The organism is uncultured Eudoraea sp. (assembly GCF_947258525.1).
GTDB lineage: Bacteria > Bacteroidota > Bacteroidia > Flavobacteriales > Flavobacteriaceae > Eudoraea.
Map to the genome: position 1 here is coordinate 21,644 of NZ_CAMYIP010000028.1, position 12,122 is coordinate 33,765.

The 12,122-nt window shown below is 37.7% G+C and carries 12 protein-coding genes; 1 reads left to right on the forward strand and 11 read right to left on the reverse strand.

What is annotated here, in order from left to right; translation table 11 throughout:
- Positions 1–27: 27 nt before the first annotated feature.
- From Q0X89_RS02200 to Q0X89_RS02250, 11 genes are all read right to left on the reverse strand, one after another.
- Positions 28–1,377, reverse strand: coding sequence for a saccharopine dehydrogenase C-terminal domain-containing protein (locus tag Q0X89_RS02200; protein ID WP_297690974.1), 1,350 nt, complete (start codon positions 1,375–1,377; stop codon positions 28–30).
- 130 nt (positions 1,378–1,507) lie between these two features.
- On the reverse strand, positions 1,508–2,515 hold the full coding sequence (locus tag Q0X89_RS02205) for an acetamidase/formamidase family protein (protein ID WP_297690975.1): 1,008 nt from the start codon (positions 2,513–2,515) through the stop codon (positions 1,508–1,510).
- Between the two features lie 157 nt (positions 2,516–2,672).
- Complete coding sequence (locus Q0X89_RS02210) at positions 2,673–3,101, reverse strand: DoxX family protein (protein WP_297690976.1); 429 nt, start codon at positions 3,099–3,101, stop codon at positions 2,673–2,675.
- A gap of 162 nt (positions 3,102–3,263) precedes the next feature.
- Positions 3,264–3,557: a hypothetical protein gene (locus Q0X89_RS02215; protein WP_297690977.1), complete on the reverse strand. Its 294-nt coding sequence runs from the start codon at positions 3,555–3,557 to the stop codon at positions 3,264–3,266.
- Positions 3,554–3,934: a DUF2200 domain-containing protein gene (locus Q0X89_RS02220; protein ID WP_297690978.1), complete on the reverse strand. Its 381-nt coding sequence runs from the start codon at positions 3,932–3,934 to the stop codon at positions 3,554–3,556. Before Q0X89_RS02220 ends, Q0X89_RS02215 begins: the two co-directional genes overlap by 4 nt.
- A 135-nt stretch (positions 3,935–4,069) precedes the next feature.
- Complete coding sequence (locus Q0X89_RS02225) at positions 4,070–4,267, reverse strand: hypothetical protein (RefSeq protein ID WP_297690979.1); 198 nt, start codon at positions 4,265–4,267, stop codon at positions 4,070–4,072.
- Positions 4,251–5,174 (reverse strand): serine hydrolase, encoded by a 924-nt coding sequence (locus Q0X89_RS02230; RefSeq protein ID WP_297690980.1) that lies wholly within the window; start codon positions 5,172–5,174, stop codon positions 4,251–4,253. The genes Q0X89_RS02225 and Q0X89_RS02230 overlap by 17 nt, the downstream gene beginning before the upstream one ends.
- A 113-nt stretch (positions 5,175–5,287) precedes the next feature.
- Positions 5,288–6,547 (reverse strand): amidohydrolase family protein, encoded by a 1,260-nt coding sequence (locus tag Q0X89_RS02235; protein ID WP_297690981.1) that lies wholly within the window; start codon positions 6,545–6,547, stop codon positions 5,288–5,290.
- Positions 6,548–6,974: 427 nt separating this feature from the next.
- On the reverse strand, positions 6,975–8,042 hold the full coding sequence (locus tag Q0X89_RS02240) for an acyloxyacyl hydrolase (RefSeq protein ID WP_297690982.1): 1,068 nt from the start codon (positions 8,040–8,042) through the stop codon (positions 6,975–6,977).
- A gap of 29 nt (positions 8,043–8,071) precedes the next feature.
- A complete protein-coding gene (locus Q0X89_RS02245) occupies positions 8,072–8,353 on the reverse strand; it encodes a hypothetical protein (RefSeq protein WP_297690983.1) in 282 nt (93 codons plus the stop codon).
- 88 nt (positions 8,354–8,441) lie between these two features.
- The gene (locus Q0X89_RS02250) at positions 8,442–9,380 is read right to left on the reverse strand and encodes an amidohydrolase family protein (protein WP_297690984.1); all 939 of its coding nucleotides are present in this window, start codon (positions 9,378–9,380) and stop codon (positions 8,442–8,444) included.
- A gap of 335 nt (positions 9,381–9,715) precedes the next feature.
- Between Q0X89_RS02250 and Q0X89_RS02255 the strand changes: the two genes are divergently transcribed.
- Positions 9,716–11,035: a Gfo/Idh/MocA family oxidoreductase gene (locus tag Q0X89_RS02255; protein ID WP_297690985.1), complete on the forward strand. Its 1,320-nt coding sequence runs from the start codon at positions 9,716–9,718 to the stop codon at positions 11,033–11,035.
- Positions 11,036–12,122: the final 1,087 nt, after the last annotated feature.

The window sequence follows — 12,122 nt, forward strand, 5'->3', positions numbered from 1 at the left end:
GCAGATAATAACCCGCAGTAATCCTAATTATTCATACTGCGAATGCTCAATCTTATTATCGTGCGAGGCGTAAGCAATGCCCAGTTCCTCTAACTCGTCCAGTATAGGATCATAAACTTCTTTGGTCCATGGAAACAGTACACCAGGAGTTTTAATTGCTCCGTTAAGGATTAATTTTGCACCAATTGCTGCAGGTAATCCAACAGTACGGGAGATGGCGGTATGCCAATGATCTATTCCCTTTGTTACCAAATAAGATAAATGTTCATATAATTCGCCCTTGAGTTTGTATTCTAACCTCTCATAAAAAACAAGCATATCCGTGTCGCCCTGGTTAAATTTCAGCTTATCCAGAAGCAAATCCAATAATATCTCGGCAGGAGTTCCATTTACTCTATTAATTGGTCTGTCGGACAGTAGTTCTGTCCATAGCAATTGTTTGTGAAGTGCTCCACCTCTTTCTATTTGCAAGAGGTCTGCCAGTTTATTTTCAGGACTTGAATCATCGTCTGGCAGATACGACTCAACCCACTGGCGGTAGGTCATATTTTCACTACCTTCAATATTATAGTTATTAGCCGTTAAACCTAATTGAATAAACATATTCCATCCGTCGCAAAAACCGGGATAACGGAGTGTTGCCCTTATTAATGTTGGAATTTCATTAAGGTTGTACTTCTTTCTGTAGGCAGCTGAATCGCGATTTTCATATGCTTCAAACTCCCTGAAACCGGGGACAGCTATAACTTTTGGATTGGTAAATAAACGATGGTAGGGGATACATCGAAAATCACCTTTTTTGTAATAACAAGCTCCTGCACTACCTGCGGTCACCACGTTCATGGGGCTCCAGGTGAACTTGTAGCCCCATGGGTTATCATTGCTCTCAGGGGCAACCAAACTGCCGCAATATGATGTAAATGCCAACAGCTCCCCTCCCTTTTCCCTGATTCTATCTATAGAACGCATTCCGTTCATATGATCAATACCCGGATCAGCACCTAATTCATTTAGAAATGTCAGACCTTTTTCTTTTGCCTCTTCATGCATGGCTATCATTTCCTCACTGGCGTATGAAGCTGTTACAACATGTGCGTTATACTGAAGTGCAATTTTTGCTGCAGCAGCGTGCATTCCTGGAGGTAACAATGAGATTAAAATGTCTGCATCCTTAATATAACGCTCCATAATCTCAGCATCATAGCAATCAAAGTATACCGCTTTCCCCCTTGGATGACCAGCAATTTTCCTCTTTGCGGTTTCCACTAAAATATCACCTACGGTTACTTCCCAGTCATATTCTTCGGCATGCTTAAGCATATAAGAAATAAGATCGGTAGCCGACATTCCTGCGCCACAGATTAACACATTTTTCATATAGGTATCGAATAAATAATATTAGAATCAGGTTAATAAGATAAGAACAAAACAAGCTTGTGCCTGTCGGGCCTGTATATGAGCCGTGTCTGAAAGGGTTTGGATTATATACATTGTTGGTATTAGCATGTTACTTTTTGATGAAAACATTTTTCGGAATATGCATTGTTACTAACATATGTGGCAAATCTACAACTTCAGCAATTTTTAAATCACCTATAAGAGAACAGAGCATATAGGCCTCTTCCCAGGACATTTCATATGTATTCGAAATATGTTCCACCATGAAGCGTGTGGCTTTTTTTGCAGCTTCGTCTATAGTTGTTCCATAACCTGTTGTAGCATAGTAATCTTCAGTTTCATATTGAGGTTCAGCTATTTTTTTATCCTTGATGACACTAAGACGTAACAGAGCGCGCATATCGCATTCTACTGCTGTACCCACAACCTCTCCCAGGCCCTGAACCGCGTGTGAATCTCCAACAGAAAGCAATGCACCGTTTACAAAAACAGGAAGGTAAACGGTAACACCTTTAACAATATTGGGATCATCCATATTCCCGCCATTTGCTCTTGGTGGTATGGTAAGAAGCATTTCTTCTGTATTAGGTGCAACGCCAATTACCCCAAGAAAAGGCTTTAAAGGAATCCTGATGTTTTCCGCAAAGTTTACAATGTTATTTTCTTTGTCCAGCTTGTAAGTTTTAAACCCACTAGCATTATTCTCACCAGCCAAAAATCCAAAATCCGGACCCATTCCTGTCCATCCCCAATCTCCCGGTTCCAAATCCAGAATTTCAACTGCTAAAACATCACCTGCTTCCGCGCCTTCAACATAAATTGGTCCGGTTAATGTGTGCACTTTATCCATGTCCACGTTGTTAAAGTCGTCTAACGTAGAATTAATATTCAACTGACCACCGGTTGCTTCTTTGGTAAATGCTTCTACAATACTTCCATCAGGCACTTTAATTTGGTAAGGGATGGCACTGCTAAACTTGTTGTGATTCTTATCTGCTGAAATTGTGTATTCTGCTTTCGGTTGAATTTCCTCAGACTCTACAGGTAGTTCATTATTTGAATCATTTTTACAACTAATTATCGAAATAAAAATAACACAGAGTAATACTTTTTTCATTTTTTGTTTGTAATTAATTCTTTTGTGTATGGTTTGCGGCTATGAACTAAGTTAGCAAAAAAGGAGAGACCCTTTGTTCAGAAGTGATTAAATTCCGATTAGGAAATGTAAAAGAATAAACTATAGAAGTTGTTGTATACTAGCATTGTTTTAATTTTTAGTCGTTTTTGGAAAAGAGCAAATCCAATTCTAAGTACTTTTGATTCATGGTACCTAAGGCAAACGCTCCTGCCGAGGCCGCGAAGACTGAATAGTCAAAAGCTCCTTTTATTCCTGTTGAAAATGTTATTGCCAGCGCAAAAAGTAACATCAAAGCACCACTGAGTTTTGCAAACATTTCTGTTTTAAAACCTATAACTAGACAAATGCCAAATAATAATTCGGCAGCTGTTGCTATAATGCCAAATGTTGGGATTAACATTTTTGGAATTAATGGATTTAGTACTTCGGTATACGCTAAAAAATTCTCCCAATTTCCCCATGCTGAAATTTCGGCAGGCCATAATCCAAATCTATCAGCAACAGCCGATAAAAAACCAATTCCTATTGCCAATCTTAGAAAAAGTTTAATAAATTTTTTATTCATAATACATTATTTGCTTGTGTAAAACTCTTGGGTAACGATTGGTTGTGAGGATAGAAATCAGTTAAGGTTTCCAACCGGATGCTAAACATACTAATAATAAATGGCTTTCAGACAGGTAAATCCATAAGCAGTTATTTAAAGGGATTATTGTATGTAGCTTTTTCAATTATACAATATAAAAGCAATTGTGATTATCAGTCCCACAACAAGAAATATTGCAAATAATATCATTTCCTCTTTTCTTTCCTTCTTGGCACGTTCACGAATCTGTAATTTTAACTCGTTTAGTTTTTCTTCGGAAACAATCTTGAATTTGGCTTGGTCTTCTGGATTGAGTTTATCCGAATATATTTGCTCACGATTGCTTCCTTTGAATTTCTGTTTTTTGGACGGTTGTAGGGAACGGTTTTGTCTAATCCGTTTTATCATGTCCAGAATGTGTCCTGCTGAGCTCATTTTATAATTGAATTATCTTCACGTAAAATTTTCTCCATTTTACGGCCTTTTGCTAATTCATCAACTAATTTGTCTAAATATCTGACTTGTCGGGTTAATGAGTTGTCAATTTCTTCAATTCGATAACCGCAAATTACTCCTTTAATTAGATGTGCATTTGGATGCAATTCTGCGTTCTGAAAGAATATTTCAAACGTATCCCTATTATCAATAAATTCTTGTACTCTATTTTCATCAAAACCGGTTAGCCACTCTATCACTTTGTGAAGTTCTTCTTTTGTTCTTCCTTTCTTCACCACCTTTGTAACGTAATGAGGATAAACAGAAGCAAAAATCATTTTTGCTATTCGTTCATTGTGTTTATCTGTTACTTTCATTTCTTATTTAATTATATTTCAATTAGCGCCAAGGTATTCGTTTAAGGCTAGCTCCGATGGCCAGGTTTAAATTAATTAAAAAAAACCAACCAAAGGAAAATCCTAAGGATTTTCTGAGTGCACACCAACCATCAATTAATTAGAAGTGTGGCTGTGTTTGGTTATCCATCGAATAGCATCTAATTTATAGTCATTTGGAAGAATATGCCCAAAATCAAAATATTTTAATGCTTTTTCTTTTATCGGGATGTTTTCGAAAAAACCAGAAACTTCATCATCCTTTATGATTGTTGAGGCAAATAAACTTTTCAATTGATTATGAGCTTTTTTCACTCCTCAGTATTTTTACAATACGATTGTATACCATTTCTGATAAGTTCCATTGATATCCTTCAAAATCAGTGGTATTGATAAATTGAACCACAACTGCATCTATATCTTTATGGTATTTGGCAATACTCATATAACCAGGAATTAAACCTGTATGATTATAAACATATATAGAGGAATAAATATTTTGTTCCTCTTTTTCAAATATGGAGCCATCATTCAATGCCCGTAAAAAAACACTCACATCTTCTGCAGTTGCAATCATTGAAGTGAGCTTAGTACCATATTCACCAGCCTTTATGTCCTCCTCAATACCTACATAATAGCCACTCATCACATCATTGATGTTCACCTCATGAATAGAACCAAAAGTGTTTTTCAGCTCAAGTGGCCTTAAAATCCTTTCTTTAATAAATTGAAATTTAGATGTACCTGTCACTTTATCAATAAGATCAGAAATTAACAGGTAATTGGTATTTGAGTATTCATAGGCTGTATCAGGTTCAAAGTTGGCGGGTAAATCAAGTACTCGTTCAAGTGCCTCTTTACTACTTTTTGGAGGATCTATCCAAGACAATAGTTTGTCATTTACCAATTTGGTAATAGCAACAGCATCATATAGCTTGCTAATACTGGCAATTTTGAAAAAAGCATTTGGTCGTGCCGGAATTTTGTTTTTTCTATCATGCCAACCGGCGGCATAAAACTCCGGAGGTTTACCAGACTTATCTACATACACTATAATACCATCAAAATCATGCTTAAGGGCATCATTGACTTGTTGTTCAACGGTATCAGGCAATGGAGTTAACCAAGCCATTACCATAGTCCATGGGACAAACCATAAGGAGATGGGAGTTCCAATCAGCAATGAGATTCTGAGTATTCGTTTTGTTTTTTTCTTGGTCATATGGTCATTTTATTTCAGGGTAATTCACTTTATAAAATTGCTCATATCGGTAAGTATACTGAGAGTAGTATCCTGCAGGGTGATATGATTGCATATACATTGTTAGCAGTAGTTTATCTTTCAATTATTAAGTTTTCTAAATACCTGAGAGCAGAGGCGATTAAATTTTTCCTGTTCCTGGCCTTTTCTTCAAAAGAATTGAGTGTCTCTCTATTTAATATTCTACCCTTTATAAAAACAGATGAAGGGTTTTCAAGTGACGATAATTCTGTTAGAGGGTTATCATCTACTATTAATAAATTAGCAATTTTACCCTTTTCAATGGCACCTAACTGATTCATAATTGAATGTGTTTGGGAAGCATTTACTGTGGCTGTTTTCAATACCTCGTAATTAGAAAGGCCTGCCTCTTTATAAAATGCCAGTTCTTTATGTATTGAAAATCCGGGAATCGTAACTCCTATTCCGGCATCCGTTCCACAGATAATAGGAATTCCTGCCTTGTGCAGTTTAGAAATGATATTCAAATGAAAATCATGTTGATTTTTAATTCTGCCCACTACACCTGAATCTACTTGCTTTGTATTGTACCAGCGGTCAAATTGATTTTTGCTATCGACCTCCTTGATAAGCGGGTTAATGTATCCTAATGCTTCTGAATCCAGGATAGCGTCATTCATCATCATTTGGTAGATATTATAAAATACCGTAATTGTCGGGCAATAACTGGTATGATTAGACAGCGATATTGTATCAATTATAGGTTGCAGTTTAACAGTGTCTAAATCAAACTGCAAAGGTTGCTGCACAATTTCTTCAGCGTGTTCAATGGATTTGATTTGTGGGTCTAAATGATAAGAAAATGATACTTTTTGCGAAGGATGAGCAACGATATCAATTTCGGAAATTCCAGATTGTTCAATCACAGCATCAAATATTTCTTGATCCAATCCATAATAGGTTTTAATTAAATCGTAACCTCTATCCTTATATGAAATGATCTTTTCTTTGGCTTCACTTGGGTTACTTAGATTTAGGTTATCGTCACCTATAAATTCCGGGCCTGTTAGCTTTGGCCCGGTGGTAAAAAACGTTGGTGAAAGAATTTTGTCATTATCTACATCTTCTTTAATCCTTAAATGCATAGGCATACCCCACAAATTTCTAACCGCGGTGACGCCATTTGACAGGTATAGCCCAAGTTCATATCTATCCCAAACATGAACGTGCATATCTATAAGACCTGGTGTCAGATATTTCTTTTTTGCGTCAATAATTTCAGTTCCATTGACCTCAATGGTGTCAGCAATCTTTTCAATTATACCCTCTTTTATGTACACCATTTTATCTGCTAAAACAGTGTCTTTATTCATTGGTATAACATTCACATTAGTAATTAGATAAGAATTATTAGATGTTAACTTATTGTTTTTGATTTTCAAGTAGCTAGTTCTATACGAATCAACCCAAAGTATAATAATTGTGGTTAACGCTAGCACTCCAATTAGAGCGAAGAAAATTTTCAGAAGACGTTTTAATATTTTCATTTATATAATTATTGCTAACGTAGGGTCTCGTGTATGAGCCGTCCCTCCCGATAGCTTCTCCTTCGTAATACTATGGAGAAGGAGCTATCGGGAGCTATCGGGATGATGGCTTAAATACCTTGTTCGCGGTAGTTTATTTTTTAAAATTACGTTTTTCTCAATAGTTGATGCCGGAAAAACCGTCATCTACAGATTATATAGAGTAAATGTACCAACCATAGCATCCTTGAGAAACAACGTCATTCCTAAATACTTAAAGGGAAATACCCACTCTAAAATCAAGGAAGTTGGCAACATGACCATGTGCCTTCAGACTGATACCGGTGTTAAAATACTTATTAACCCTGTATACCAGTCCATATCTCTGATATGCATCTGGGTGCATGGGATTAGAATTGCTGAGATAGACCCCAAATTGCTGGCTGAAAAGAAACTTCCCTAATAAGAACTCATGACCAATAGCTATTCCAGCCTTCACTGAACTGCCTTCCTCTCCAAGTTGTTCAAGTACGTACCCCGTACCATTATCATACATAACTTCTCCTCCGAAGGTATAAGCATTTACCCTGGCAAACTGTCTGCTCCATTTGATTTCTAGTCCGGGTGAAAGAAGGAATAGGTTATCTCTCGGTTCTTCATAAGCCATAAAAAAAGTAAAATCCAACCTTTTTTGGGGCGGGCCCAGATCTTTCCAGTTGTTGACGGCTCTTTTCATAAATTCAAATTCTTTTAGATAATAGGCCATACCAATTCCAAGAGAGGGCCAGTTAATACCCTTATTAGGTTGGCTGACACCCCCGTTTGAAATGTGATTATAAACCAGTGTCCCATTCAGCAACCAACGGTTATTTAGTCTGAAGTGTACCGTGCCTCCCAGTTGCAGGGGAAAACCAATATAGGTGCTGTAGCTCTGGTTATCCGGATTTGAAACAGGATCATATGGGGAGTTCTGATATGATAAGCCAAGACCCGCCCGCACGGAATAATTCACGCGACCCTTAGTATTAAAGACAGGTTCGATATAAAAAAGCCCTGTTATACCCTGGCCAAGCACTTCCTTGTTGTCAAAACCCCAGTAGGTGAGCGCCATACCAAGTTTTGGATAACACATGCAAGACTCCCAGGCTTTTTGAGATATTTTGTGCCAGGCCAAATCCAATTCTACTCCAGTGGGGTAGGAGTCCTTAATTGGTCTAAGCTCCCTGCTGTGGATAAGCACGGAGCCAAGATGAAATTTGAGTCCAACCAACTTTACTGAATTAAGTGAGTCACTTGAGTCCTGAGCCAATGCGTATTCAGGAGAGTAAATGAACACTCCCATAAACAAACAAAGAATTATCCGGCTAAACCTCATTGGAATTGAATAGTTGTTATTGGCTCATACCTATCAGCAATCTTTTCAATTATACCCTCCGATACGTAAACCATTTTATCAACTAAAACAGTTTCTTGATTCATTAGTATGACATTCAGATTAGTAATAAGATAAGAATCATTAGTGGTTAACTCATTCTTTTTGATTTTCAAGTAGCCAGTTCTTTGTAGCTCAACCCAAAGCATAATAATTGTGGTTAACGCTAGCACTCCAATAAGAGCAAAGAAAATTTTCAGAAGACGTTTTAATATTTTCATTTATCCAATTATCGCTAATGTACACTATTGTATAACCGTCAGTTTTAATTGCGTTTATAAATTGTTGGCAGCAGAATTATTTTATCCATCATTTATGGTGACTTGATATTAGCTCGGGGTCAAGCTCCAAAAAGCGAGCAGCATTGTTATAGAGTATGTCTCTTTTTTCACTTTCTGAAAGGAATGGCGCTTCTTCAACTGTTTTAACCGCTATGGTAATGGCTCCCGGCCACATCATCTGATCGGATCCAAACATGATGCGCCGACCAAAACCGGCATCCATGAGATGCTTTAAGGTAGAATAAAAGGCTTCTACCGGCAACGCCCAAGTCAATACGCCAATATCAGCGTATAACTTGGGGTAGATATACATCATTGCAATAGTTTCTTCGATATAAGGATAACCCGCATGGGCTAAAAAAGCCTTTAGATTGGGATGTTTGACCAATATGGGTTCAAATAGGGTTGGTTTTCCAAGAGTTGTTCTGAATTTTGGCGCAAAGCTGTGTGGTCCTCCCGGAGGTCCTAATCCTGTGTGCAAACATACCGGGATGCCATTCTCTTCAGCTATTTTGTAATAAGGGGCCATCATCGGGACATCGGGCTCTAATCCAAAGTATTGTAGTCCCAGTTCACCTAAAATGTCCACTTCCCCCTTTTCAAATAGAATCTTTAATGAATCAGGAGACAGGATCGGTTGCCCAAGTTCATCAGTTTGAATTCCGCTTAGAAATGATTCAGGTGCGGTTGTTTTCCATTTTGTGAGTGCTTCTACGCTGGTACTGCTGATTACACCGAGCTTGATGTTATTCTTTTTCATCTCCTCGATGACCATCTGAAGATGCATTTCTGTATTCTGTGGCGAGGTGAGTTCCTGTGCATATGTTTCACCAGCCCAAGAAGCCTTTACATTTGGAGGAATTGAGCTATATCCGTGCAAATGGATATCGATGATTGGCTTTTTCATATCCTGAGAATATACAACCATACTAATACTTAGAATAAGAATAGTTAGAAGTCTTTTCATGTTAATTCATTTTTGATACTAACCATTGTAAATGATCATTGATCAAATACTTATTATACATCTAAGATAACAAATCCTTAATTTTCATAATAGACCTATCCCTGCGTCGGGACATTTTTCATTTGTTTGGTATGAACTGCTGCATGAGCATTTTGTGAATTGAAATCTTCATCTGCATTCAACTCGTTTAAATAAAATATTTAATATTGTTTATAATTATTCCTCTTATGATGAAACTAATGCTCACAATACAGCGCTTTTTGCGGTTTAGTTTTTATCATAACTCCATGATTATTGATTGAAAATTTGTACTTTAAAAAACCAAAATCATTGAAATGAGTAGTAGAAGAAAATTTATCAAAAATGTAGGTGCAGCCTCCCTAGCTACAGCCGTTCCTTTAGGCCGGGTATCGGCCAAAAACCCAATTAAAGATAGAGAAGTAGTGAATGTTGGCCTTATTGGTGTCAGAGGTATGGGATGGGCAAACCTCAGTTCTTTTCTTAAAAACAAGGGAACAGCATGTATTGCACTTTGCGATGTGGACAGCAATTTGTTGGAAAAACGCGCAAAGGAAATAGAAACAAAAACCGGTCAACGTCCCAAAACGTTTAATGACCATCGTAAATTTTTAAAAATAAAAGAAATGGATGCCGTTATTATTGGCACTCCGGATCATTGGCACTGTATTCAGATGATTGATGCCTGTGCGGCAGGAAAAGATGTATATGTAGAGAAACCAATAGCCAATAGTATTCACGAGGCAGATTTGATGGTAAAAGCAGTACGCAAGTACAATAGGGTAGTACAGGTAGGCCAATGGCAAAGAAGCGACCCCCACTGGCATTCGGCCTTTGAATATTTAGATTCCGGTGCCCTGGGCAAGATACGGCAGGTGAAAGCCTGGGCAGATGTAAATTACGGTCGCGGTTTTGATGTGGTAGAAGATACTGATCCTCCCCAGGGTGTGGATTACAACAGATGGCTGGGTCCAGCGCCGGAAAGACCTTTTAATAAAAATAGATTTCACGGTTCTTTTAGGTATTTCTGGGATTATGCCGGGGGCCTTATGACCGACTGGGGAGTTCATATGCTGGATATGGTATTACTTGGCATGAATGCCACTGCACCTAAATCTGTAGTAGCCATTGGTGGTAAAATTGCTTTTCCCGACAATGCAGCAGAAACTCCTGATACGCTGACAACAGTCTATGATTTTGGGAATTTCAGTTTGATTTGGGAACAATTTATGGGCATGGGCACATCGCCGTATTTGGAGGAATCTGGTGAACCTGGAGTGGCTTTTATTGGCGAGAATGGCATTTTGGCCATCAACAGGGCAAGCTGGAAAGTGCTACCCCTTCAGCATAATGATAAATACTTAACAGAAGTATTACCACCCCGAAAAAGTCGTGTCAGCGGTCTGGATGCCCACACTGCAAATTTCCTGGAATGCATAAAAAATCGAAAAGATCCCAATTGTACTATTGAAATGGGAAGAAATGCCGCTCTGGTGGCTCATTTAGGGAATATCGCCTACAGAACTGGTAAAAAGCTGCAATGGAACGATGTGGAGGGAATAGTCTCTAATGCATCTGAAGCCAATGCTTACCTAAAACCAAATTATCGGTCGCCATGGCAATTGTGGGAGGGGTAGGTGTTTTTGTTGAAGACAAAAAAAGCCTGTTCCTTGATTATTGTGTAAACTGCCAATTGCATACTACAAATGCGAGAATTAGCTCTCCCGATTACTATCGGGATCGCTGAGTCCCCGCTCGAACATTTTGAGAACAAATCGCTATTCGTGTAAAGGTTTTTCTGAGGATTTTAAGAACTGATATAAAAACTTTGAATTTTGGCATTGCTTTTTCCGTGGTGTAGTGAACCTTGGCGTTAATAATTATTGAAGCCTTGGAAATAATTTAGCCAAGGTGAGTGGTTTTTAAAATGTTTTATTTTAAAAAACACATAGTGAAAAAGTGCCTTTTCTTTTGGTTCGTTTTCTTTGGGCAAGCAAAGAAAATAAACAGTAAGAAATCGTTCGGCCGGAGATGCTCTCCCGATAACTATCGGGATCGCGAGTCCCCGCTCGAACATCTTTAAAAAAGAAAAGTAAGCTTAAAAAGATTATTGTGTGGTTCTCAATCCCTTTGCAGTAAATCTCCACTGACTATCATCAAGAATCAATTTAGATGTTTCGGATTTGTCCTTCCAGGCTGTACTGCAATCATTAGTTTCCTGAATTATTGAAAAGTTGGAAATGCCGGCATAAGTTGAAGCAACCATTATTATTGATGAACCAATTGATACTGGAATAAGAGCTTTGGAGTTTCCTTTGAATGTTGGGGATATAGAGGGCTTGTGGGCGATGTAAGTCTTAAAGGAAGATACGATTATAAAGGTGAAAAAGGTACTTTTAAACCAAAGAAGCTATATTTGTATACCTATAATTTAGGGTCCAGGATTGGAGCTCAAGTGGATTTAGCGTTGTACAATTTGGACTTTAGTTATACAATTGGGATCACAATGCTTTTAAAAAAAAGGCAAGGACAAATACAGACGGAATGAATTTAAGTAAGCATTCATTTTTTAAATTTTAGCATGCTTTATACAGAATGAAAAATACAAATGGCTGATATAAAAACAAACAAAAACAACACTTTTCCATTTTATTGGAAAATTTTCAAAGAATCTATCAGTCAATTCACAAGTGATAATATATTAACCCAGTCTGCCGCACTTTC

Bases quoted from the DNA above. Each gene is read 5' to 3' on its own strand.
- Q0X89_RS02205 (WP_297690975.1), bottom strand. From the start codon at position 2,515: ATGAAAAAAGTATTACTCTGTGTTATTTTTATTTCGATAATTAGTTGT.
- Q0X89_RS02240 (WP_297690982.1), bottom strand. From the start codon at position 8,042: ATGGGAGTGTTCATTTACTCTCCTGAATACGCATTGGCTCAGGACTCA.
- Q0X89_RS02210 (WP_297690976.1), bottom strand. From the start codon at position 3,101: ATGAATAAAAAATTTATTAAACTTTTTCTAAGATTGGCAATAGGAATT.
- Q0X89_RS02230 (WP_297690980.1), bottom strand. From the start codon at position 5,174: ATGACCAAGAAAAAAACAAAACGAATACTCAGAATCTCATTGCTGATT.
- Q0X89_RS02200 (WP_297690974.1), bottom strand. From the start codon at position 1,377: ATGAAAAATGTGTTAATCTGTGGCGCAGGAATGTCGGCTACCGATCTT.
- Q0X89_RS02250 (WP_297690984.1), bottom strand. From the start codon at position 9,380: ATGAAAAGACTTCTAACTATTCTTATTCTAAGTATTAGTATGGTTGTA.
- Q0X89_RS02255 (WP_297690985.1), top strand. From the start codon at position 9,716: ATGAGTAGTAGAAGAAAATTTATCAAAAATGTAGGTGCAGCCTCCCTA.
- Q0X89_RS02245 (WP_297690983.1), bottom strand. From the start codon at position 8,353: ATGAAAATATTAAAACGTCTTCTGAAAATTTTCTTTGCTCTTATTGGA.
- Q0X89_RS02220 (WP_297690978.1), bottom strand. From the start codon at position 3,934: ATGAAAGTAACAGATAAACACAATGAACGAATAGCAAAAATGATTTTT.
- Q0X89_RS02215 (WP_297690977.1), bottom strand. From the start codon at position 3,557: ATGAGCTCAGCAGGACACATTCTGGACATGATAAAACGGATTAGACAA.
- Q0X89_RS02235 (WP_297690981.1), bottom strand. From the start codon at position 6,547: ATGAATAAAGACACTGTTTTAGCAGATAAAATGGTGTACATAAAAGAG.